Genomic DNA, 21,478 nt, shown 5'->3' on the forward strand with positions numbered 1-21,478 from the left:
CATGACCACGCTCAACATTCATCAGCGCCTTCACGCTGCGATGCAGGAAGTCACCTACGTCCAGAAGGAAAAGAAGAACGGCATGAACTACACCATCGTCAGCCATGACGCCGTGACCGCCAAGGTGCGTCCGGTTCTGGTGAAGCACGGTGTCGTTTACTACCCGGTCGATCTGGTTCCGGCGCAGGACGGCAACCGCACCGAAGTCATCATGAAGGTTCGCTTCGCCAACATCGACGATCCGTCCGACTTCATCGACGTTCCAAGCATGGGGTACGGCATCGACAGCCAGGACAAAGGCCCGGGCAAGGCGATCAGCTATGCCGTCAAGTATGCCCTGCTGAAAGCCCTCGGTCTGGAAACCGGCGATGATGCCGACCATGACAGCGTCGAGCATGAGAAGCCGAAGCCCGCCGCCAAGCCGGTGGTGGTGTCGAAGGGCGCGACGAAAGGTTCCGACCCCGTCATCAAGGCCAACCTCTCGCCCCAGCACGAAGCCTTCATCGACCATCTGAAGGAAGACGTGACCGTTCACGCCGCATCCGTTCTGCATGCCCGTCAAATGTGGAAGGACCAGCAGAAGACCATCGACGAGATCAAGCGCGAAAGCCCGCTGGCCTATGCCGAACTGGTCAACTGGTTCAAGGCGTTCACCGAAACCAAGCTTCCCGCGGATGCCGCCTGATGTTCGCCCTGTTCATCAAAACCCTCGGTGGTCTGCGCCCGGCCAATCAGGACGCAGCCGAGATCCTGTCCCGCTACAAGGTTGGCGACATGGTCACGGCTGAAGTCAAGAAGCCGCGCAATCTGGCGCACCACCGGCTGTATTGGGAACTGTGCCGCATCGTCGCCGCCAACATGCCGGGCGATCACAGCGCCGAGATCGTGTCCGATGTCATCAAGATCCGCGCCGGTCACTGCGCCGTGGTTGCCACCGTCAAGGGCGAGGTGTTTTCGCCCAAGTCCATCAGCTTCGCCACGATGGATCAGCACCAGTTCAGAGAGTTCTTTGACCGCGCCCTGGCGGTGGTGGTCAACGACATCCTCCCGGGCGTCGATAGCGCCGCGTTGGAGGCCGAAGTCCAATCCATTCTTGAAGGAAAGAAATGATGGCCGATTACGACAACACCAACCGCGGAACCTTGGGGAAGAACAAGCGCCGCGAGAAGGACAGCCACCCGGCATACACCGGCAGCATCAACGTCGATGGCGTTGAGTATTGGCTGTCCGGCTGGGTCAAGGAGAAGAACGACGAGAAGTTCTTCAGCCTGTCGATCAAGCCGAAGGACGCCGCCCCCGCCAAGGCCGCTCCGAAGCAGGCGCCCGCCGATCTGGATGACGAGATTCCGTTCTAACGAACATGCTGGGTTGCCCCACTCCGAAACGGGTCTTCGCCAGATCCAGAAGGCCACCAATGCCGACCCTCGGATTCCCGAATGTCATGTGCAGCCGAGGCATAGGTCAACAGCGCGGGCGTAATAGTGACGCTGAATTGGTGGAACGGCTTTAACCATGGGGGATGTAATGCTCGATGCTCTGATTAACGACTTCATCGCCAACGGCGGCTCTATCACCAAATGCCCGACCGTCTACCTGCTGCCGACCATCAACGCAGCGCCGTTAAACACCGGCATGGCGGATCGGCAAGAGGAAGACCGCAACCGCTGGAAAGGCAGCCGAGAGGCCCGCAAGAAAGGCGCTATCGCTGCCGCTAAGGCGCGGTTGCAGACGCCCCAGGGCGAGCGGCAGTGCGCGAAGAACAAGGCCATTGCCCAAGAGCGGTATGCCCTGTTTCGTCGGTCATATGACGCGGGCATCACGCTGAAAGAGCTTTCGGTGATGAATGGCGTCAGCGTTGACCGGGTGAAGAAGATTCTCCGCGCCACCGGACTCAGTTTCAAAAAGGCTCCGCAAGGGCGCAAGCCTCGGGTCCGTAATCCTAAAGCCCCGCCCAAGCCGTTGGTGCAATTCGCTGCCGATGAAATTGTCAGGCTCTACACCGAAGAGAAGATGACCATCAACCAGATTGCCGAGCTGAAAAAGTGCTCCAACATCACCGTGAGGCGGGCTTGCTCGCTGGCCGGGGTGACACGGATACAGGGAAAGAAGCCTTACTCCCCCATCCAGGCGGCAGAGCTAGAGGCCCGTAAGCAACAGGCCCGCCAGCTTCGATCCGAGGGCAAGTCTCTGGCCGAGATTGGCCGGATCATGGGCCGTTGCCCGGAAACGATCCGCATTTACTGCGATGATGTGGTTGCGGAACAGCGAGCGGCCAAGGTGCGGAGGAAGAAGAAATGAACCATACCGGAATGCCTCGCGGAAACATGGACCGCGCCGAAGACAGCCCCAGCGCCGTCACCTTGTGGATTGCACGGCTGCGCCGTGGTTGCCATTTTCTTGACCGCGTTCGTCTCGCTCAATGTCATGGCCTTAAGAGCGGTGTGGCGGTGACATGAGCTACATGTCAATAACCTCCCTCGCTGCCTATCTGGACGTGTCCAAGAACACCGCCATGAGGCTGGTTGAGAAAGGCGTATTGCCGCCTCCCGTCGCTCTCGGCGGCTTGAAGCGGTGGGACGAAGCGACGGTGAAACAGGCTATCGCCTCTACCCTTGACGCTGCCGCCAGCGGACGCGCACCCTCGTCAACCGATCCTGATGAATGCGCCCGGAGGTTCCATGACCAAAATCGTAAAAAAGCGCCTCGCTGACGGCACGATCAAAGAGTACCGCTACGGCGACGATACCGGCGTTCGGACGGTCGGCGCTGTAATACGGGAATACCAGCGGTCTACAGCCTTTCAGCGGGCATCGCAGTCAACCAAACGCCAGCGCATCAGGTACATGTACAACATCATGAAAGCCTATCAGGACAGCGACATTACCAAGATCAAGCGCCGTCACGCGCTCATGTCGATGGACACGTTTGCCGACCGTCCGGGCGCTGCTAACGCCATTCTCCAATGCTGGCGGGTGTTGATGAATTTCGCCGTGGATCGGGAATACATCGAGTTTAATCCCATCACCCGGATCAAGCCGATGGAGTTGAGCGAACACCGCCGCTGGACCGACGCCGAGATTGCCTTCGCCATGAAGACACTGCCGGAAGCCATGAGCCGGGCAATCGTCCTGGCGCTCTGGACCGGCCAGCGTGAAGGCGACTGCATCGCGATGCGATGGTCTGACTATGACGGAACCGGCATCAAGATCGTGCAGCAGAAGACCGGCGAGAAGCTTTACATCCCCTGCCCTGCCGCCTTGAAGGCGGAACTGGACGCATGGCCCAAGGTCGCCTTGACCATCTTGACCAATGCCAGCGGCAGGCCGTTCAACGTGAAGTCGTTTCAATCCTACTTCTCGCGCCTGATGCACGACCATGTGGAATTGACCGGGTGCGTCTTCCATGGCCTTCGCAAGACCGCCGCCGCAAAGCTGGCAGAGGCAGGGTGCAGCAGCCACGAAATCATGTCGATCACCGGGCATCGGACGCTGGCAATGGTGGAGCATTACGCCCGGGAAGCGGATCAGAAAACCCGCGCCAATTCCGCGATTTTGAAGCTGGAAACCAGTTTCCAGAAAGCGTCACGCAACTTGATGAAATAACTACCGTTTTTGCTATCGATGCAATACCATATAACCATCGTATCAGGAGGGAAAATGAAACGGATCGTCCTCGCCGCCGCCGTTATGCTCAGCATTTCCACAGCCCAGGCCGCCGAACCCGGTCGCTTGGAGCGGATCGTCAAGGCGGGCGAGGTCAGGGTCTGCATCTGGCCCGACTATTACTCCATCTCCTACCGCAACACCCGGACCGGCCAGTTGGAAGGCATCGACATCGACATGGCCAAGGAATTGGGCAAGGATCTGAAGGTGAAGGTCCAATTCGTCGATTCCTCCTTCAAGACCCTGGTCGACGACCTACTGGCCGATCGCTGCGACGTGTCCATGCACGGGGTGGCGATCACCCCGGCGCGCCAGGAAAAGCTGGTCTTCACCCAACCGCATCTGCGCAGCGGCATCTATTTCATCACCACCAAGACTCATCCGGTGGTGAAGTCCTACGCCGACATGGACCGGGACGGCGTGGTGGTGGCCGCCGCCGCCGGAACCTATATGGTCGATGTCATGAAGACGGAATTGAAGCACGCCACTCTGTTGGAGGTGGCGACGCCGGAAGCCCGCGAGCAGGAAGTGATGGCGGGACGCGCCGATCTGTTCGCCACCGACTACCCCTATTCGCGCAAGATGCTGGCCCGTCACGACTGGGCCAAGCTGCTGTCGCCGCCCACGCCCCTGGCCCCCAACGCCTATGCCTATGCCATGGCGCCCGGCGATGCCGGATGGCTGGCGACCATGGACGCCTTCGTCGCCCGCGCCAAGGCCGACGGCCGCCTGCTGGCCGCCGCCAAGGCCAACGGGCTGGACGCCATCGTCGAGTTAAAGTGAGTTTTGTCATCCCGAGGAAGCAAAGCGACCGAGGGATCTCATCCTGACGCGGCGTTTCAGAACCGGCACCAGTGTTCCAGGCGGAGATCCCTCACATTCGCTCGGGATGACAAGGATATTACCCGAGGACGCCGATCCCTTTCAGGCGCTCCATCAGTTCCTCCTCGCGCTCGACGGGAAATTGCACCAGGGGCGGCCTGACCCGCCGCCACTCGGGCTCTCCGGTCCGCCGCGCCGTGACCGCCTTGAGGGCGGCGATCAGCGGCAATCCCTCCATCACCGAGCGGAATCCCTCCAACGCCGTCTGGTGCTTGGCCGCGTCGGGCTCTTGCCAGCGCCGCACCAGATCCAGCATGGCGGCGCCGTGGATATTGGCGTTGGCGCTGATGCAGCCGGCGCCGCCCGCCCGCATCACGGAAAGGATCAGCCGCTCGGTCCCGGCGAAGACCTTGAAGCCGGGAAAGTGGGTGCACATGGCCTCCATATTGGCGAAATCGCCCGACGAATCCTTGGCGCCCGCGACGATGCCGGGATAGGCCTTCAGCAACCGCTCGATCAGCGACAGCGTGATGGGAACCTGGCTCTGCTGGGGGAAGTGATAGAGGAACACCCGCAGCCGGGCATCGCCCACCCGCTCGATGGTCTCGGCGAAGGCGGCGAACAGCCCGTCCTCGGACGGGTTCTTGTAATAGAAGGGCGGCAGCATCAAGACGCCGCCGCAGCCCAGCGTCACCGCATGGGCCGACAGCCGAACCGAATCGCTCAGGGCGCAGCAGCCGGTTCCCGGCATCATGCGCGCCATGTCCAGCCCCGCCGCCGCCAGGGCGTCCATCAGGCCGATCTTCTCGTCGACCGACAGGGAATTGCCTTCACTGGTGGTGCCGAACGGAGCCAGCCCCAGACCCTGGTCCATCAGGGTCCGGGCCAATCGGATGAAGCGGGCTTCATCCACTGACAGATCGGGGCCGAAGGGCGTCAGCACCGGCGCAAGCACGCCATCCAGGCTCGATGATGCGGTCATGGGAGATTGTCCTTTCGCCGGGGAAGATGCCGCGTCACTCTACACCGGTTTCCTCGATGAGTGGACCCATGGCCTTCGACACCGCCCTCGCCCTTAAACTGACGCCGCTTTACGTGCTGGTGGCCATCGGCTTCGCGTTGGGGCGCCTGCTGGACGTCAAGGGCCAGGACTTGGGCAAGCTGGCCCTGTTCGTGCTGTCGCCAGCAGTGGTGTTCAAGGGATTCGTCACCGCCGATCTGAAAGGCGCCCTGCTGGCCCTGCCCTTCGCCGTGTTCGCCCTGTGCAGCCTGACGGCGCTGCTGCTCCAACCCCTGGCAGGGCGTTTCTGGAAAGACGGCCGCGAGCGCATCGCCGCCTTCACCGCCGGGACCGGCAATACCGGATTCTTCGGTATTCCCGCTTGTCTGGCCTTGATCGGTCCAGAGTCCTTGCCCTATGTGGTCATGGTGTCGTTTGGAGCCACCGCCTATGAGAATTCCGTGGGCTTCTTCACCATCGCGCGCTCCGAGGCCTCGGTGGGCGGCGCCCTCCTCCGCGTGCTGAAATATCCGGGACTGCACGCCTGCTGGCTGGGTGCCATGGTCAATCTGAGCGGAACCAGGCTTCCCACCCCGGTGATGCAGACGGTGGACATCCTCAGCGGCGGCTTCGTGCCGGTGGGCATGATGATCGTCGGCCTCGGCCTCGCGCAAATCCGCCAGTTCAAATTCGATTTCGGCTTCACCGCCTTCACCTTCGCCGTCAAGTTCGGCCTGTGGCCAGCCCTGGCGCTGGGCTTCATCTGGCTGGACAAGGCTTGGCTGCACGCCTTCGGCCGCGTTGGTCATCAGGTGCTGCTGGTGGAATCCCTGGTGCCGCTGGCGGCGGTCACCGTGGTCCATGCCGCCATGCGCAATATCCACCCCGACCGCGCCGCCATCGCGGTGGCGGGCTCCACCCTGTTCGCCCTGGTCTGGCTGCCGCTGGTGATCGGCCGATTCGGGCCTTGACCCCAGCCCCACCGCCGCCGAGACTCCGCCCCCATGGCCGACGATCCCACCCCCGAGCAACAGACCGACTATCTGGTCCGCAAACTGGAACAGACCATCCGCGACAACCGGACGGTCAAGGGCATGTCGTTCCGCACCTGGCAGGCCATCGCGCGCGAAGAAATCCTCAACGCCATGCGCTCCAACGAGAAGCGCCGACAGGTCCACGACCAGACCGTCAACCGGTTGATTCTTGTCGCTGCCTCGGCGCTGGTGACCATCGGCTTCTGGGGGGCCATGGTGGCGGCCAACAGCGCCTATGGCGCGGTGGCGGCGGTCGTCACTTTCGTGGCGGGAGCGGCCTTGTTCTTCGTCACCGCCGACTGGGGGATCAAGCGCTTCATTTCCGGCTACGCCAAGGAAAAGCGGGTCGAGCGGCTGGCCCATATCGAGGATCTCGACAAGCGCATCAAGCGCATGGAGCACGATATGGACAAGAAGGCCAAATGGCTGAAGGAGAAGATGGAGGAGATCCAGATTTGAGCCTCATCGACGCATGCGGGCAGGATGCCCGCGCTCCCAATAATGGAGCGCGGCCGTCCCGGCCGCTTCTCGCATGACCCGCCACCATGCCTATGACGTGGTGGTCATCGGCGCGGGGGCCGCCGGGCTGATGGCGGCGGCGGTGGCGGGGAGTCGCGGCCGCCGGGTGCTGGTGCTCGACCATAACGACCAGCCGGGCCGCAAGATCCTGATCTCGGGCGGCGGGCGCTGCAATTTCACCAACCGCACCGTGACCCCGGCCAACTATCTGTCGGCCAATCCCCATTTCGCCACCTCGGCCCTGAAGCGATTCGGCGCCGCCGACTTCCTTGCCCTGGTCAAGGAACACCGCATCGCCTGGCACGAACGCGAGCACGGGCAACTGTTCTGCGACACCTCTGCCCAGTTGATCCTCGACATGCTGTTGCGCCAGTGCGGTGCCGCAAGCGTGGAGATCCGCACCAATTGCCGCATCGGCGCCGTCACCGGCGAAGGCCCGTTCGAAGTGGCCACCGGTCACGCCACCGTCACCGCCAAGTCCCTGATCGTCGCCACTGGCGGGCTGTCCATCCCCAAGATCGGCGCCACCGGCTTCGCCCATGGACTGGCCAAGCGCTATGATCTGGGAGTCACCCCCCTGGCCCCGGCCCTGGCGCCGCTGACCTTCTCGGAACCGGACAGTGGCCTGATGCGCGATCTGGCGGGCATTTCGCTGGATGCCGAGGTCGCGTTCGGCAAGACCCGTTTTCGCGAGGCGGTGCTGTTCACCCATCGCGGCTTGTCGGGGCCGGCCATTTTGCAGATCAGCTCCTACTGGAAGCCGGGCCAGCCCATCGGTATCAATCTCCTGCCGGGGGTGGACGCCCAGGAACGGCTGTTGGAGCGCAAGGCGGCGCGGCCCAACGCCCTGGTGGAAACCATCGCCGCCGAATTGCTGCCCGCCCGGCTGGCCCGCGCCCTGACCGAGCGCGCCGGTCTGACCGGCAAGCCCATCGGCCAGACCCAGAACGCGGCCCTGGGCAAGCTGGCTGCGCTGCTGGGCACCTGGTCGCCGGTTCCCGCCGGTACCGAAGGCTACCGGGTCGCCGAGGCCACCCTGGGCGGCGTCGACACCAACCAATTGTCATCCAAGACCATGGCCAGCAAGCGCCTGCCCGACCTGTATTTCATCGGCGAGGCGGTGGACGTCACCGGCTGGCTGGGCGGCTATAATTTCCAATGGGCATGGTCGTCGGGCTGGGTGGCCGGACAGAGCGTATAAGATCGACGAGCCAATGAATTTTCATTGGCGAGGAGTTGCGGGCAACGCCCGGCGCTTGAGGGACACCAATAAAAAAGGGGGCCGAAGCCCCCTTTTCGCGAAGCATGGACCGTCGTCCGACTACTTCTTCTGGTTCCAAGCGCAGTATTCCTTCTTGGCGATGGGCTCGCCCAGGGTGCCCTTGCCATCGGCTTCCTGGTAGAAGGCAACCGAACCGTCCTTCAGGCACACCGGATCGAAGATACCGCCGAACGGCTCGAAACGGCCCGGACCGCAAGCGGTCAACAGCAGAACGGTGCCGAGAGCGAGAACAACCTTCTTCATTACAAAAACTCCCCTCTTGTGAACTCGAAAAAACCTGGACGTGAGAATACCTCTGTAATTTAGGTGAGTCCACCCGCCACCTCAACCCCAGGGATGAGTAAATTCCTTGGCGCCACGACGGCGCAACGGCAACTTCGTCGCTTTCCCTCGGCAGTAAAACCGTTAATATGTCCACCACACTGTCGCGCCAAGCCTTCCGGGACAGGGCGGCTCGTGATAGACAGTTGGGACGACTCACGGGAGAGGCACGCCGTATCTTGGCGGAATCCACACCGACCGGCACCGGCGCAATCGACGCCAAAGCCCAGGAAGATTGGGAACGGGCCACCCGAGACTTGCTCGAGGACGGGCAGAATTTCCTTGCCCACGACACGGCGCGAGAGGGGCTGCGCCAATACCCCAACAGCTTGAAGCTGGCCATCTTCGGCTCCGTCGCCCTGTCGCAGTCCGGCGCGCTGGATGAAGCCCGCAAGCTGGTCCAGCCGGTCCTCGACCTGATCCTGATCGACGAAGGCCCCTTCCATCGGCTGCATGTCAGCTTGAAGCGGGCGGTGGAATCCCTGGCGGGCGATCCCGACAAGACCACCCTGTCGGTCATGGCCGAACTGGCCGAGGCACTGGAACTGGTGCGCGGCAAGAAGCTTGTCGCCAACGCCGATGCCGAAACCTATACCGCCCTGGCCGGGGTGTTCCGCGAGGCATGGCGGGCATCCAACGACCGGCGCGATCTGGAACATTGCCGCGAACTGTTCATGCGCGCCTTCCAGGCCGGTGGCGCGCCGCGGGCAGGTATCGACGCGGCCGTCAGTTCCTGGCTATTGGGCGACCGTGATCGCGCCCGGACCCTGGCGCGCAGCGTCGCCGACGCGGTGACCTCGGCGGAAAGCGAACTGACCCTGTCGCCAGAGGAGCGCTATCAGCTGCTGATCACGGTAGCGGTGGCCCATCTGCTGCTGGACGAGACCGAGGAAGCCCTGGCCTCCTTCGCCTGGGCCAGCACCCTGGAAGGCATTCATTACGCCAGCATCGTTTCCGCGTTGAAGCAGTTGAAGATGCTGCGCGATGGCGGACTGCGCGTTCCGCCAGCGGTGGAAGACATCATCAAGGCCCCCACCGTGGTGGTCTTCACCGGCCATCCGCTGGACCGCCCCGGCGAGGGGCCCCATTTCCCGCCCGAACTGGAAAGCGCGGTGCGCGCCGAGATTTCGCGCTCGCTGGATGAACTGGGCGCCCAGGTCGGTTATTCCATGGCCGCCTGCGGCTCGGACCTGCTGTTCATCGAATCCATGCTGGAACGCGGCGCCGAGGTCAACGTGGTGATGCCCTACGCCATCGACGACTTCGTCGCCGAGAATGTCCGCTATGGCGGCTCGCGCTGGGAAATGCGCTTTCGCAATGCCTTGAAGCTGGCCAATACGGTGACCTATGCCACCGAGGAGCGCTTCCTCGGCCACGGCATGCTCTACCGCTTCGCCAATCAGTGCCTGCACGGCATGGCGACCTTGCGCGCCAGCTTCCTGACCACCGCTCCCTATTTGCTGGCGGTGTGGGACATGATGCCGGGCTCGCTGGTGGGCGGGGCCGCCGATTTCATCGATCAGTGGGAAGACATCTCGCGCCTGCGCATCATCGACCTGGACGGTCTGCTGCAAAAGCGTCCCGAACTGGTCGGAGACGCCATTCCCGCCATGCCGGACCTGGATGGCGAATTGAATGAGGAGCAGGAGGAAGGCCGCGTCATCCGCTCCATGATGTTCTGCGACATCGCCGGTTATTCCAAGTTGAAGGAAGAGCATACCCCGGTCTTCCTGGACTTCCTGCGCATCATCAATCAGGGCATGGCCGCACAGGAAATCCAGCCCATCGCCATCAACACCTGGGGCGACGCCATCTTCGCGGTGATGGACAAGGCCACGCCCATGGCCGAATACGCCCAGACCCTGCAAGAGATGGTCGCCAAGGCGGACGAGGAACTGCGCGACCGCCTGCCGCATCCCCTGTCGCTCCGCATTTCGCTGCATGCCGGACCGGTGTTCCAGGCCATCGACCCCATCTGCGGCCGCCAGAATTTCTACGGCAGCCATATCAACCGGGCGGCGCGGCTGGAGCCGGTCACCGTGATCGGCCACGTCTACGCCACCCAGCAATTCGTCGCCGTGCTGACCGCCGAACAGAGCGCCATGCGGTCCGAAGCGCAAAATCGCGACGAGGATTTCGAGGAACGCTTCGCCTGCGAATATGTGGGCGTGCTGTCCCTGGCCAAGGATTTCGGCAAGCAGGCGGTCTACCACCTGCGCCGTCGCGTCGAAGCGCGGTCCCCGGACGAGGAAGACTCGTTCGATCCGTCGCCGGACCAGACCGCCCCGCCCCAAGACCTCCGCGATGAACCGGAGGAGCAAAGCCCCGCCGACGTCGGATTCAGCGACGAGGATCTGGACGCCATGCTGTCCGAGGCGGTCGATGGCGGTGACATGGCCGAGGAAGAACCGCCGCTTGAGCCCCTGGTGTTCGGCACCGTCATGTCCGATGACGATATCAACGCCCTGCTGGAAGAAGCCGATGACGGCGATGAGGCCGAAACCGACGACGCTCCGGTCATCGGCGGCGGCATCTCCGACGACGACATCAACGCCATGCTGGCGGAAGCCGAGGATGCGGCCGGGGGCGAGGATGCGGAAAGCGCCGCTCTGGACGAGCCGCTGACCATCGGAACCCTTATCTCGGACGAGGATATGCAGGCCATGCTGGCCGAGACCTCGTCGGACCCCTATGACGACATTTTCCCCAGCACCGCCATTTCCGACGACGACATGGAAGCCATGCTGGCCGAGGCCGCGGAACCCGAAGCCGACGTCCTGGGCGCCGCCGCCATTTCCGACGACGACTTGGCGGCCATGCTGGCCGAGGCGGCGGAACCCGAAGCCGACGTCATGGGCGCCGCCGCCATTTCCGACGACGACTTGGCGGCCATGCTGGCCGAGGCGGCGGAACCCGAAGCCGATGTCATGAGCGCCGCCGCCATTTCCGACGACGATATGGCGGCCATGCTGGCCGAGGCGGTGGAACCCGACGACAGCGATGGCGAAGACGAGTCCGATTTTCCCATACCGGCGCCGCTTGGCCAATTCACCGCTCTGTCGGACCTTGATATCGCCAGCTTGCTGAAAGAGGTTGGCGAGACGCAGGAAGACGACGAGGAGGAAGAGGGCGAAGCGCCGCTATCCTTCGACGGCATCATGTCCGACGACGACATCGCCGCCCTGCTTGAACAGGCGGAGGACACCTCCGCCGAATCCCTGGACCCCGAAATGGCCGATGTCGCCGCCGCCGTTCAAGCCGCCATGGCCAAGCTGGACGCCGACGAGGAAGCCCTGATGGCCGATATCAGCCTCGCCCCGCCCAAGGGCAAGGCGTAGTCCTCCTTCATATTCCCTGTTCGATCACCCGCTTCTTGCCGTTCTCGTCCACCGCCACGTAGTGGAAGATGGCGCTGGTGACCTTGATCAGACGGTCGTCGCCGCCGTGGCGCCGCACCCAGGCCTCCACCTGCATGGAAATGGAGGTGCGGCCGACCCGGACCACCTCGGTGTAGCAACTGACCTCGTCGCCCACATAGACCGGCAGATGGAATTCCATCCCTTCCACCGCCACGGTGGGGGTATGGCCCTTGGCGAAGCGATAGGCATGGGTTCCGCCCGCCAGATCCATCTGACTGAGCAACCAGCCGCCGAACACATGGCCGAAGGGGTTGGTGTCGGCCGGCATGGCGATGGCGCGGGTGGACAGACGCCCACGCGGCGCGCTGCTGATCTCGATGCTCTCGGTCACGGCTGAGGACTCCGCTTAACAATATGTTGTGGTTAACTGTGACGACGCTACAGCATGCGCTTGCGCCGCGCCAACGCATTCCTATAATGCCCCCCATGAGCGATCTCTTCCAGCAGCTTGCCCCCAAGGGCACCGAATACTCCGCCAAGGATATCGAGGTTCTCGAAGGCCTCGAGCCCGTGCGCCGCCGCCCCGGCATGTATATCGGCGGCACCGACGACAGGGCCTTGCACCATCTGGTGGCCGAGGTTCTCGACAACGCCATGGACGAGGCGGTGGCGGGCCATGCCAGCTGGATCGAGCTGGAACTGGCCGTCGACGGAATCTGCACCGTGCGCGACAACGGTCGCGGCATTCCCATCGACCCCCACCCGAAATATCCCGACAAGAGCGCGTTGGAGGTCATCCTCACCACGCTCCATTCCGGCGGCAAGTTCGGCGGCGACGCCTACAAGGTGTCGGGCGGTTTGCACGGCGTCGGCGTCTCGGTGGTCAATGCCCTTTCGGACAAGCTGGTGGTCGAGGTCGCCCGCGAGCGGACCCTATATACCCAAAGCTTCTCGCGCGGGGCGCCCCTGGGACCGCTGGAAAAAGTCGGCCCGGTGCAAAACCGGCGCGGCACCACGGTGATCTTCCATCCCGACCCCCAGATCTTCGGCGAGCGCGCCCATCTGCGCCCCGGCCCGCTCTACCGCATGGCGCGCTCCAAGGCCTATCTGTTCCGGGGCGTGCAGATCCGTTGGAAATGCGACCCGCTGCTGATCAAGGACGGCGACGAGATCCCGCACGAGGACGTATTGCACTTCCCCGGTGGACTGTCCGACTTCCTGAACGCGGTGCTGAAGGAACGGCCGCTCATCACCCGCGACCAGTTCCAAGGCACGGCACCGCTGTCCGACGACATGGGACAGGTGGAATGGGCGGTGGCTTGGCCGGACGATGACGAGGACGGCTTCGTCAACACCTATTGCAACACCGTGCCCACCCCCGAGGGCGGCACCCACGAAGCGGGCTTTCGCGGCGCCCTGACCCGTGGCCTCAGGGCCTATGGCGAGATGGCCAACAACAAGAAGGCCGCGGGGATCACCGCCGAGGATGTGATGGGCGGGGCCTGCGTCATGGTCAGCCTATTCATGCGCGACCCGCAGTTCCAGGGCCAGACCAAGGAAAAACTCGCCAGCCCCGAGGCCACCCGTCTGGTGGAAAGCGCGGTGAAGGATCATTTCGACCACTGGCTGTCGGGCGACAAGGCCTCGTCCGCCGCCCTGCTGGCCAAGCTGGTGGAGCGCGCCGAGGACCGCCAGCGCCGCCGCCAGGCCAAGGAAATGAACCGCAAGACGCCCACCAAGCGCCTGCGCCTGCCCGGCAAGCTGGCCGACTGCTCGCGCTCGGTCAATGTGGGCACCGAACTGTTCCTGGTCGAGGGCGATTCGGCGGGCGGCTCCGCCAAGTCGGGCCGCAACCGCGAGACCCAGGCCATCTTGCCCCTGCGCGGCAAGATCCTCAACGTCGCCTCCGCCACCACCGACAAGCTGCGCCAGAATCAAGAGTTGAAGGATCTGATGGAGGCGCTGGGCTGCGGCTTCCGCGAGTCCTACGACGACGAGAAGCTGCGCTACGAGAAGATCATCATCATGACCGACGCCGATGTGGACGGTGCCCATATCGCCTCGCTGCTGATGACCTTCTTCTATCAGGAAATGCCCGAGCTGATCAGGAACGGCCATCTCTATCTGGCGCTGCCGCCGCTTTACCGCCTGTCCCACGGCCAGACCATGGCCTATGGCCGCGACGACGCCCACAAGGAAGAACTGCTGAAGACCCTGTTCGCTGGCAAGAAGAACGTGGAAATCAGCCGCTTCAAGGGACTGGGCGAAATGCCGCCCGCCCAGTTGAAGGAAACCACCATGGACCCGGCCAAGCGGGTTCTGCTGCGGGTCAATATCCCCTCGGGCCGCACCGAGGAAGACCACGAGGAAGCCAAGGAGGTGGCGCGTCTGGTGGAAAGCCTGATGGGCCGAAAGCCGGAACTGCGCTTCGCCTTCATCCAGGAACGCGCGAAATTCGCCACCGATCTCGATGTGTAGATCTGTAGGTTTGGCCATAAGGTGAGAAATTTGGCCATAAGTTGAGAATGGCCGAATGGCCTTACCCCCTGGGCAGGTTCTCTGTTGATCTGTCGATTCTCGCCGAAGGACTACATCCGTGCGACGAGGTCGACCACGCCGACATCCCCCTTTTCGTGCCGTAAGTGGCCATCCCATTGCCGAAAGGCCGTTCCCGCCCATATAATCGCGGGAAGGAGAGAGGCATGACCGCCAACATCGGCATCTTCGGTTCGGAACAGGAAGCTCTTGACGGATTGGTCGAGAGGCTGGTGGCCGCCCATTCTCCAAGATCGGTATGGCTTTTCGGCAGTCGCGCTCGTGGAGACGCGGAGCCGGACAGCGATTTCGACCTGCTTGTCGTCGTCGATGACGCCAAACTGGCGAAGGATCCCTACAGCATCAAGAAGCCGGTCCTCGGGCTCGGCGTCTCTTGCGATGTGTTTCCTTGCTCGGCTGGCGGCTTTGATGAGGCCGCGAACATGGTCGGCACGCTCTGCAACATCGTCAAGCACGAAGGCCGACGCCTTTATGCCAGATAGCCCGACAGCCAAGACATTCTTCGCATTGGCGGAAGAGGATCTTCGGGCCGCCGAGCTCTCGATGGAAGCCGCTCCCCATTCGGCTTATTCCCTTCTGGCGCGCGCTGCCGAAAAGGCGGCAAAGGCCGTCCTGTGCCACGAAGGCATCCGCCCACCGAAAACACACAGCCTTGATGCGCTCGCTTCGCTTCTGCCTGTTGATCACAAGTGGCGGCTGCCCATCGGAGACCTAGAGAATATATCCATTGCGGCAGTATCCGCAGGATACCCGACGACCGAGGGAACGCCCTTCGATCTCCCCTCGGCCGAGGAGATGAAGAAGAGTGCCGCCGAGGTTCGGAAGCTTGTTTCCGGCATCCACAGATATCTCGGACTGAGTCGCCCCTGATGTCGGCGGGCAAGGATACTCAGCGGAAAATCCGCAACTTGGACAGATACGCTATATGCGGCATGTGGGAGCAATCGCTCAGCGCAACATGTTGCGTCCCTAGGTTTTTCTCAACTTATGCCCCGATCTCTTAGGTTTTTCTCAGCTTACGGCCAAAATCGGCTCCGCTAACCCTTTGAAATCATGGCAGGCCTATTCTCACCCTATGGCCAAACCTACATCTGTAGGTTTACCCTCTATTTCCGGGGGGGGATTACCGGCACGACGATCGCTGGAACAGCCTCGGCGTCACTCCGACAATTTCAGCGGTCTATCCCAACGAAATGCCTGGTTACCCGCGATTTGCGGAAGTCAGCCGGCGGAAAGCCGTAATGACGGCTGAAAGCGGTGGTGAAGGTGCTGACCTGGGCATAGCCGAGGCGATGGGAAATCTCCTTCACCGGCAGGGCCTCGTCCAACAGCATCCGGGCGGCCATCTCCATTTTACGATTCACCATCCACTGGGGCATGGTCATGCCGGTGACGTCCCGGAAGGTTTCGGCGAGTTGGCGGGGCGGCATACCGGCCTCGCGCGCCAGGATCTCCTGGCTGGGCATGGCGTTCAGATTGGCGAGAAGATGGTCGCAGACGGCTCTGATCCTGGCCTGCCGACGTTCGCGCGAATAGGGTGGAGCGGCCTTTCCCCCCGCCAAGTCGTCCAGCAGCGCGGCGACGATTTCCAGGACTTTACCCTCGCGGTAAAGCCTCTCCAGGCCGCCGGTATAGGGGCTGGTGACCAAATCGGCGAACAGGCGTCGCTTGACCGCTGACATCCGGACCTGGCTCATGCCGTTGCGGTTGCGTTGGGTCAAAAGGTCATCGAGCATCGCGGGGACGCGCATCCCCTCGCACAGGGATTGAAGACGGTCCGCCGAAATCATCAGCGCCGCCACGTTCATCTCCTCATGGGCGTTGTGCATGGAGACACAAGCATCCGTGGGATTTCCGTGGAAGAACAGATTGACGCGGTCATCCGTATCGGCGGTGGTCCCGACTCCCTTGAACAGGAACTCGCCTCGCCCGGCAAGAACCGAGCGGATCATCAGGAACGGCTGATCGTTGTTGATCGTCACCTCGTTGCGGACGGGCTGATAGGCCGCGCCACGATAGTGAAGGAATGAACAGCCCCTGCCCGCGTCGGCGAAGGAAAATTCTTCCTTTCCGACCGAGGGGGTGAAGGCTGGCAGCCCACCGTCGCAGGCGTCGTCCGAACTGAGGCCGTTGCTCAGAACCCAGCGCCGGGATAGCGGCATAAAGGGATCGGCACTTGTCATTTCGAAATCATCCTGCCGCGACCGTTCATCCTGTATATCTTTAGTGCAAGCAATGACGCCGCAATCATTTTTTCATTGAATGCTTTATTGCGAACAAATACACGTGTTCATCCCAGTCGCCACGATAGCTGCCTGATATATTCGCACGCTAACGCGAGAAATGACATATCTCGTCCGGTACAGGGTCAGCGCAGGGGATGACGGTTCAATCGAGGGCTTGCGCCGTGGAAAAATCTCAGCCGAAGGCTTCGAACGCGCCACCGACCTTCAATTTCCGTCAAGGCTGGAGTATGTCCGGCGGCCTGAATTCCTGCCATTCGGAGATAACGGTGAATGGAGAACTTCCTGACGCCGTTGGGACGGAGAAGAAAGGACTCACCTGGATTGCCGATGGATGCGCCATCATTATCGGACGTCGTCTCATCCGCCAGCCTGTCAAGATGCAAGCCACCTTTCCCACCGGCGAGCCCACTCTGGGCCTTCACATTCCCGTGGCCGGACGGTTGGTGGCCTCCCTGGCCGGCGCCGGCAGCGTCGCGGAGAACGAGCGTAGCTATGGCCTGAATTGGGTCAACGGCAGCATCGCCGACGTGGAATTTGACCACGCTACGCCCGGCATCTATCAGACGCTCCTGTTCATCTGTAGCGGCAGTTATCTTCGCCGGATTCTCGACGGCACCCGCCGCCCCCGGCTGATCGATTCCTTCCTGTGCGAGAAGGCACAGAGCACCCTCACCACCGTCAACGCCACGGCCATGATCCGGGGGATTCCCCAACTGGTCAATTCCAATCCCTATGATGGCGACCTGTCGCGGCTCTATCTGCAGGGGCAGGTGTTCAATCTGATGGCGGGAGTGATGAGCGACCTGGAGGACGGGGGCAGTCGCGACCAATCGCATTCCGATAAGGCCAACGCCAAGATCCGCGCGGTCTGCGACATGCTGCGGTCCAATTTGGAGCGGTTGCCGCCAATCGAGGTTCTGGCCACCTCCGTCGGCCTGTCCCCACGTGAACTGGGACGCACCTTCCGGGTCTCCACCGGACGGACACTCCTGGGGTGGGTGGCGGAACGGCGTCTGGAAGAGGCGGCACGACTGCTGGTGGATGGCGCCCTTCCCATCAAGGTGGTTTCCCATCGGGCAGGCTACGCCCATGTGGCGTCGTTCACCTCGGCGTTCACCCGGCAATTCGGCACGCCGCCATCCGAATATCGGCGCATGCGGATATCGCGCCACTTCGTCCCGGGATGGATGACGGGGCAAGAATAGCGACGAGGCCAAACGCCCGTTGCCCGGATTTGCCCTGGCTTATGCAGCCAATCCAAAATCCCTGCAAAAGCTCCAAAACCGCCAAGCTTTCTTCGGCCGCGCCGAGTCTGGTTCTCTAGCCCATGGCTTTTGCCGGGGTGTGGAGCATGAGAAAAGACTGTCGGCGGTTCTTCATCGGAACGGGATTGGAGATCGAGGTCGCGGGACCGGCCGCGGTTGCGTCGTCGCCTTGGGCACAGGTCACCGTGTCGTCCAAGGCGGAACCCAGTTTCCCACCGACCGATGCCGCCCTTGCCGTCAGGTTGTCCGCCGCCATGGTGCGGATCCTGCTCGATAACTCTCCCATGGCGGAAGCGCTTCTGGCCAATGTATCGCCAGGGGCCTACGAAAACCTTCTGATCACCAATGTCACCCTGGTGCGGCGGGTGGCCTCGCAACTTTGGCATGTCGCCTACGAGGACACCGCCCTCAGGCTGTTCCTGCGGGGCAAGGTGATCGAACTGCTGATCGAGGGAATGTCGGTCCCCAAGGAAAGCAGGGTCGACACCCTGGCCGTTAGCGTCCGCGATCTGCTGCTGCTCGATCCCTCGCATCCACCCTCGGCGACGGAACTGTCCGCCCGGCTGGGGGTATCCCAGCGTCGGCTGGGCGTCAAATTCAAGGACGCCTTCGGCATGACCATTCCCGAATGGCTGGCCGACTGGCGGCTGGCGAAGGGGCGCGATCTGGTGATGGAGGGCTCGGTCCCCATCGCCGAAATCGCCGCCTCGCTGGGCTATTCCCATCTGTCCACCTTCAGCGCCGCCTTCACCAAACGCTTCGGCGTCCCCCCCACCCGCGCGCGGACCGGGATGCCCATGGAGAGCCAAGCATGATGCCTGCCCATACCCGTTCCGAAGCGGTGGTGGTGTTGAGCGCGGCGCGCATCAACGGCCAGCAGGCCGCACACTCCGGATCGCTCCGCGATCACGGCGGGATCCGCCATGCCGGCAAGCCCGCCTTCACGCAACAGATCAAATCCGCCGCCCGCGTGGCGGCCCTTCGCTTCAGCCAATCCCAGGGGGAATGACGATGACCGTTACCATGACCAGCCGCCGCGCCATCCGCCTGATGGCCGCCGTGTCCACCGCAGCCCTGCTGGCCGCCTGCGCGGTGACTCCGACGCCATTCACGGCCGAGGAATTCTCGGCCCAGGCCAAGGCTGATCGCTCCGCCATGTTCGAGGGCCAGGAGGCATTGAGCAAGCCGCTGACCCTGAACGACGCCGTTGTCCGGGTGCTGAAGTACAATCTGGACAAGCGGTCCAAGATGATGGAGGAGGCCCTGGCCCTGGGCCAGATCGATCTGGACCGCTTCGACCTGCTGCCCAAGCTGGCGGCCAATGCGGGCTATACCGAGCGGTCCGCGCCCAACGCCACCCGTTCACGCGATCTTTACACCCAGACCACCAGCACCTCGAACCCCAGCTATTCGGCCGACCGGTTTTCCATCACCTCGGATCTGGGCCTGACCTGGAACATCCTGGATTTCGGCGCCAGCTATTTCACCGCGCATCAGAACGCCGACCGCGCCCTGATCGCTGGCGAGCGTCGCCGCAAGACCGTGGCCAATCTGGTTCAGGAGGTACGCTTCACCTTCTGGCGTGCCTCCGCCGCGCAAGTGTTGAAGGGCAAGGTGACCGAGACGGTGAAAAGCGCCGAAGCGGCCCTGAAGGATTCCGAGCGGGTGGAATCCGAGCGCCTGCGCAACCCGACCGAAAGCTTGCGCATCCAGAAGACCCTGCTGGAAAGCATCCGCCAGTTGGAGGCCATCGACCAGGAGCTGACCACCGCCAAGTCCGAGCTGGCCGCCCTGATCAACGTGGCCCCGGGCAGCACCTTCCGGCTGGAGGTTCCGGAAAACGGCAGCATGGCGACACCCGCCTGGTCCATGCCCATCGAGGAGATGGAAGAAGCGGCGCTCACCCGCAATCCCGATCTGCGGGAACAGGATTACCAAAGCCGCATCGCCGTCGACGACACCCACAAGGAAATCCTGAAGCTGTTCCCCGGCGTCACCTTGTCGTTCTCGCGCCAGTACGACCAGAACAGCTTCCTGATGGACAATCGCTGGAACGAGATGGGCACCAAGATCACCTGGAACCTGATCAACCTGTTGTCGGCCCCCGACCGCATCGCCCATTCGGAATCCGCCGAGGACGTGGCCAGGGCCAAGCGCGTGGCGCTCCGCATGGCGGTGCTGGCCCAGGTTCACGTGGTGTCCACCCAGTTCGCCAGCGCCGCCAAGCAATTCGAACGCGCCGACAAGCTGTGGAAGATCGAACAGCGTCTGGCCGACGCCGCCGGTAACCAGAGCCGGGGCGGCACCCAGAACGAGATCGAGCGCATCAGCACCGAAACCTCGGCCATCGCCGCCGAGCTTCGGCGCTTCCAGACCTACGCCCAGATGCAGTCCTCCTACGGCAAGCTGCAATCGACCATCGGCGCCGACGTGGATCCCGATCGCGTCGCCACCCAGTCGCTGGACGGTCTGGGGGGCGCCATTACCCTGGGACCGGCCATTGTTCCGGCGGTGGTGGAGCCGGTGCCCCAGCCCGAGCCGCAACCGGCCCGGACCGAAATCGCGTCCGCCAAGGAGGACGTCAAGGCCGCCATGGCCTGGCTCGGCGGTTTCATCGCCGATGGCTTCAAGGAGCGGCAATGACCGATATCCGCCCAATCTCGGGAAAGGGAGGGTCTCCGGCCCGTTGGGGGGGGGCGGCCGCGCTCCTGTGCCTGCTGCCCTTCGCGGCGCGGGCACAGGAGGCGGTGATCCCGGTGCAACTGGTGGCGGTGCAGTTCACCACCCTGTCGGCCGAGCTTCCCGCCAAGATCGACCGCATCACGGTCAAGGAAGGCGAGCGGTTCAAGGAAGGTCAGCAACTGGTGGCGTTCGACTGCGTCATCCAGCGCGCCCAGGTGGACGAATCCAGCACCATCCTGGCCCAGGCCGAAAAGGCCAAGGGGGTCTATAAGCGGCTGCTGGAGCTGAACTCCACCGGGGCATTGGAGGCGGAAAAGTCGGCATCCGACGCGGCGGTGGCCCAGGCCAAGCTGAACTCGGCCCGCGCCGTCGCCTCGAAATGCGCCGTCACCGCGCCGTTTTCCGGCCGGGTGGTCGAACAGAAGGCGCGCGCCTTTCAGTACGTCCAGGTGGGCCAGCCGATCCTGGATATCCTGGACGATTCCGCCCTGAATGCTGAATTCATCGCGCCGTCATCGGTGGTGAACAGCCTGAAGACCGGCGCCGCCGTGCAGATCGCCGTGGACGAAACCAAAAAGACCTATCCGGCCAAGATCGCCCGCATCGGCGCCAAGGTCGATGCCGTCAGCCATTCCGTCAAGGTCACCGCCGAGATCAGGGGTGATTACCCAGAGCTGATGGCGGGCATGACCGGGCGGCTGCACTTGGGCAGCCCTTAACAACAGGAAGA

General features: G+C 63.0%; 23 protein-coding genes. 19 read left to right on the forward strand and 4 right to left on the reverse strand.

Annotated elements, in window-relative coordinates:
• Position 1 precedes the first annotated feature (1 nt).
• The 7 genes from CU669_RS15205 (at position 2) to CU669_RS15230 (ending at position 4,445) form a co-directional block, all read left to right on the forward strand.
• Complete coding sequence (locus tag CU669_RS15205) at positions 2 to 685, forward strand: ERF family protein (protein ID WP_161539674.1); 684 nt, start codon at positions 2 to 4, stop codon at positions 683 to 685.
• Positions 685 to 1,110, forward strand: a complete 426-nt coding sequence (locus CU669_RS15210) for a DUF1367 family protein (RefSeq protein ID WP_112146207.1) — start codon at positions 685 to 687, stop codon at positions 1,108 to 1,110. The genes CU669_RS15205 and CU669_RS15210 overlap by 1 nt, the downstream gene beginning before the upstream one ends.
• A complete protein-coding gene (locus CU669_RS15215) occupies positions 1,107 to 1,355 on the forward strand; it encodes a hypothetical protein (protein ID WP_112146209.1) in 249 nt (82 codons plus the stop codon). Before CU669_RS15210 ends, CU669_RS15215 begins: the two co-directional genes overlap by 4 nt.
• 169 nt (positions 1,356 to 1,524) lie before the next feature.
• Entirely contained in the window at positions 1,525 to 2,298 is a 774-nt protein-coding gene (locus tag CU669_RS15220) for a helix-turn-helix domain-containing protein (RefSeq protein WP_146747750.1), read from the forward strand.
• A 163-nt stretch (positions 2,299 to 2,461) separates the two neighbouring features.
• Entirely contained in the window at positions 2,462 to 2,710 is a 249-nt protein-coding gene (locus CU669_RS22135) for a helix-turn-helix transcriptional regulator (RefSeq protein WP_407671596.1), read from the forward strand.
• A complete protein-coding gene (locus CU669_RS15225; protein ID WP_112146212.1) occupies positions 2,679 to 3,602 on the forward strand; it encodes a tyrosine-type recombinase/integrase in 924 nt (307 codons plus the stop codon). The genes CU669_RS22135 and CU669_RS15225 overlap by 32 nt, the downstream gene beginning before the upstream one ends.
• Positions 3,603 to 3,656: 54 nt before the next feature.
• Positions 3,657 to 4,445 carry an ABC transporter substrate-binding protein gene (locus CU669_RS15230; protein WP_112146214.1) on the forward strand — a complete coding sequence of 263 codons (789 nt, stop codon included), beginning with the start codon at positions 3,657 to 3,659 and terminating at the stop codon, positions 4,443 to 4,445.
• 118 nt (positions 4,446 to 4,563) lie between these two features.
• Here the strand turns inward: CU669_RS15230 and CU669_RS15235 are convergent, their stop codons facing one another.
• Positions 4,564 to 5,466 (reverse strand): dihydrodipicolinate synthase family protein, encoded by a 903-nt coding sequence (locus tag CU669_RS15235; protein WP_112146216.1) that lies wholly within the window; start codon positions 5,464 to 5,466, stop codon positions 4,564 to 4,566.
• A 68-nt stretch (positions 5,467 to 5,534) separates the two neighbouring features.
• On the opposite strand from CU669_RS15235, the gene CU669_RS15240 reads away from it, so the two are divergent.
• The 3 genes from CU669_RS15240 to CU669_RS15250 all read left to right on the forward strand — a co-directional run bounded on the left by CU669_RS15240 (position 5,535) and on the right by CU669_RS15250 (position 8,238).
• The gene (locus CU669_RS15240) at positions 5,535 to 6,455 is read left to right on the forward strand and encodes an AEC family transporter (RefSeq protein WP_112146218.1); all 921 of its coding nucleotides are present in this window, start codon (positions 5,535 to 5,537) and stop codon (positions 6,453 to 6,455) included.
• A 33-nt stretch (positions 6,456 to 6,488) separates the two neighbouring features.
• A complete protein-coding gene (locus CU669_RS15245) occupies positions 6,489 to 6,977 on the forward strand; it encodes a hypothetical protein (protein WP_112146220.1) in 489 nt (162 codons plus the stop codon).
• Positions 6,978 to 7,050: 73 nt separating this feature from the next.
• Positions 7,051 to 8,238, forward strand: a complete 1,188-nt coding sequence (locus CU669_RS15250) for a BaiN/RdsA family NAD(P)/FAD-dependent oxidoreductase (RefSeq protein ID WP_112146222.1) — start codon at positions 7,051 to 7,053, stop codon at positions 8,236 to 8,238.
• A gap of 120 nt (positions 8,239 to 8,358) precedes the next feature.
• Here the strand turns inward: CU669_RS15250 and CU669_RS15255 are convergent, their stop codons facing one another.
• Positions 8,359 to 8,562, reverse strand: coding sequence for a lipoprotein (locus CU669_RS15255; RefSeq protein WP_112146223.1), 204 nt, complete (start codon positions 8,560 to 8,562; stop codon positions 8,359 to 8,361).
• Between the two features lie 257 nt (positions 8,563 to 8,819).
• On the opposite strand from CU669_RS15255, the gene CU669_RS15260 reads away from it, so the two are divergent.
• The gene (locus CU669_RS15260) at positions 8,820 to 11,978 is read left to right on the forward strand and encodes an adenylate/guanylate cyclase domain-containing protein (protein WP_112146225.1); all 3,159 of its coding nucleotides are present in this window, start codon (positions 8,820 to 8,822) and stop codon (positions 11,976 to 11,978) included.
• Between the two features lie 7 nt (positions 11,979 to 11,985).
• Here the strand turns inward: CU669_RS15260 and CU669_RS15265 are convergent, their stop codons facing one another.
• Positions 11,986 to 12,390: an acyl-CoA thioesterase gene (locus CU669_RS15265; protein ID WP_112146227.1), complete on the reverse strand. Its 405-nt coding sequence runs from the start codon at positions 12,388 to 12,390 to the stop codon at positions 11,986 to 11,988.
• A 95-nt stretch (positions 12,391 to 12,485) separates the two neighbouring features.
• On the opposite strand from CU669_RS15265, the gene parE reads away from it, so the two are divergent.
• The 3 genes from parE (at position 12,486) to CU669_RS15280 (ending at position 15,425) form a co-directional block, all read left to right on the forward strand.
• Positions 12,486 to 14,477 carry a DNA topoisomerase IV subunit B gene (gene parE, locus CU669_RS15270; protein ID WP_192884623.1) on the forward strand — a complete coding sequence of 664 codons (1,992 nt, stop codon included), beginning with the start codon at positions 12,486 to 12,488 and terminating at the stop codon, positions 14,475 to 14,477.
• 224 nt (positions 14,478 to 14,701) lie between these two features.
• On the forward strand, positions 14,702 to 15,037 hold the full coding sequence (locus CU669_RS15275; protein ID WP_112146231.1) for a nucleotidyltransferase domain-containing protein: 336 nt from the start codon (positions 14,702 to 14,704) through the stop codon (positions 15,035 to 15,037).
• Positions 15,027 to 15,425: a HEPN domain-containing protein gene (locus CU669_RS15280; RefSeq protein WP_112146233.1), complete on the forward strand. Its 399-nt coding sequence runs from the start codon at positions 15,027 to 15,029 to the stop codon at positions 15,423 to 15,425. The genes CU669_RS15275 and CU669_RS15280 overlap by 11 nt, the downstream gene beginning before the upstream one ends.
• 302 nt (positions 15,426 to 15,727) lie before the next feature.
• On the opposite strand, the gene CU669_RS15285 is transcribed toward CU669_RS15280, so the two are convergent.
• Complete coding sequence (locus CU669_RS15285) at positions 15,728 to 16,738, reverse strand: helix-turn-helix transcriptional regulator (protein WP_112146235.1); 1,011 nt, start codon at positions 16,736 to 16,738, stop codon at positions 15,728 to 15,730.
• Positions 16,739 to 17,178: 440 nt separating this feature from the next.
• Between CU669_RS15285 and CU669_RS15290 the strand changes: the two genes are divergently transcribed.
• The 5 genes from CU669_RS15290 to CU669_RS15310 all read left to right on the forward strand — a co-directional run bounded on the left by CU669_RS15290 (position 17,179) and on the right by CU669_RS15310 (position 21,467).
• The gene (locus CU669_RS15290) at positions 17,179 to 18,006 is read left to right on the forward strand and encodes a helix-turn-helix domain-containing protein (RefSeq protein ID WP_161539675.1); all 828 of its coding nucleotides are present in this window, start codon (positions 17,179 to 17,181) and stop codon (positions 18,004 to 18,006) included.
• Between the two features lie 146 nt (positions 18,007 to 18,152).
• Complete coding sequence (locus CU669_RS15295; protein WP_161539676.1) at positions 18,153 to 18,881, forward strand: helix-turn-helix transcriptional regulator; 729 nt, start codon at positions 18,153 to 18,155, stop codon at positions 18,879 to 18,881.
• Entirely contained in the window at positions 18,878 to 19,075 is a 198-nt protein-coding gene (locus CU669_RS15300) for a hypothetical protein (RefSeq protein WP_112146241.1), read from the forward strand. Before CU669_RS15295 ends, CU669_RS15300 begins: the two co-directional genes overlap by 4 nt.
• 2 nt (positions 19,076 to 19,077) lie before the next feature.
• Positions 19,078 to 20,709, forward strand: coding sequence for a TolC family protein (locus tag CU669_RS15305; protein ID WP_112146243.1), 1,632 nt, complete (start codon positions 19,078 to 19,080; stop codon positions 20,707 to 20,709).
• Positions 20,706 to 21,467: an efflux RND transporter periplasmic adaptor subunit gene (locus CU669_RS15310; RefSeq protein WP_112146245.1), complete on the forward strand. Its 762-nt coding sequence runs from the start codon at positions 20,706 to 20,708 to the stop codon at positions 21,465 to 21,467. Before CU669_RS15305 ends, CU669_RS15310 begins: the two co-directional genes overlap by 4 nt.
• Positions 21,468 to 21,478: the final 11 nt, after the last annotated feature.

The organism is Paramagnetospirillum kuznetsovii (assembly GCF_003284725.1).
GTDB classification, from domain to species: domain Bacteria; phylum Pseudomonadota; class Alphaproteobacteria; order Rhodospirillales; family Magnetospirillaceae; genus Phaeospirillum; species Phaeospirillum kuznetsovii.

Coding starts and splice junctions, on each gene's coding strand:
- CU669_RS15310 (WP_112146245.1), top strand. CDS start 20,706: ATGACCGATATCCGCCCAATCTCGGGAAAGGGAGGGTCTCCGGCCCGT.
- CU669_RS15305 (WP_112146243.1), top strand. CDS start 19,078: ATGACCGTTACCATGACCAGCCGCCGCGCCATCCGCCTGATGGCCGCC.
- CU669_RS15295 (WP_161539676.1), top strand. CDS start 18,153: ATGAGAAAAGACTGTCGGCGGTTCTTCATCGGAACGGGATTGGAGATC.
- CU669_RS15215 (WP_112146209.1), top strand. CDS start 1,107: ATGATGGCCGATTACGACAACACCAACCGCGGAACCTTGGGGAAGAAC.
- CU669_RS15275 (WP_112146231.1), top strand. CDS start 14,702: ATGACCGCCAACATCGGCATCTTCGGTTCGGAACAGGAAGCTCTTGAC.
- CU669_RS15220 (WP_146747750.1), top strand. CDS start 1,525: ATGCTCGATGCTCTGATTAACGACTTCATCGCCAACGGCGGCTCTATC.
- CU669_RS15285 (WP_112146235.1), bottom strand. CDS start 16,738: ATGACAAGTGCCGATCCCTTTATGCCGCTATCCCGGCGCTGGGTTCTG.
- CU669_RS15280 (WP_112146233.1), top strand. CDS start 15,027: ATGCCAGATAGCCCGACAGCCAAGACATTCTTCGCATTGGCGGAAGAG.
- CU669_RS15235 (WP_112146216.1), bottom strand. CDS start 5,466: ATGACCGCATCATCGAGCCTGGATGGCGTGCTTGCGCCGGTGCTGACG.
- CU669_RS22135 (WP_407671596.1), top strand. CDS start 2,462: ATGTCAATAACCTCCCTCGCTGCCTATCTGGACGTGTCCAAGAACACC.
- CU669_RS15255 (WP_112146223.1), bottom strand. CDS start 8,562: ATGAAGAAGGTTGTTCTCGCTCTCGGCACCGTTCTGCTGTTGACCGCT.
- CU669_RS15205 (WP_161539674.1), top strand. CDS start 2: ATGACCACGCTCAACATTCATCAGCGCCTTCACGCTGCGATGCAGGAA.
- CU669_RS15300 (WP_112146241.1), top strand. CDS start 18,878: ATGATGCCTGCCCATACCCGTTCCGAAGCGGTGGTGGTGTTGAGCGCG.
- CU669_RS15230 (WP_112146214.1), top strand. CDS start 3,657: ATGAAACGGATCGTCCTCGCCGCCGCCGTTATGCTCAGCATTTCCACA.
- CU669_RS15250 (WP_112146222.1), top strand. CDS start 7,051: ATGACCCGCCACCATGCCTATGACGTGGTGGTCATCGGCGCGGGGGCC.
- parE (WP_192884623.1), top strand. CDS start 12,486: ATGAGCGATCTCTTCCAGCAGCTTGCCCCCAAGGGCACCGAATACTCC.
- CU669_RS15245 (WP_112146220.1), top strand. CDS start 6,489: ATGGCCGACGATCCCACCCCCGAGCAACAGACCGACTATCTGGTCCGC.
- CU669_RS15210 (WP_112146207.1), top strand. CDS start 685: ATGTTCGCCCTGTTCATCAAAACCCTCGGTGGTCTGCGCCCGGCCAAT.
- CU669_RS15240 (WP_112146218.1), top strand. CDS start 5,535: ATGGCCTTCGACACCGCCCTCGCCCTTAAACTGACGCCGCTTTACGTG.
- CU669_RS15290 (WP_161539675.1), top strand. CDS start 17,179: ATGCAAGCCACCTTTCCCACCGGCGAGCCCACTCTGGGCCTTCACATT.
- CU669_RS15225 (WP_112146212.1), top strand. CDS start 2,679: ATGACCAAAATCGTAAAAAAGCGCCTCGCTGACGGCACGATCAAAGAG.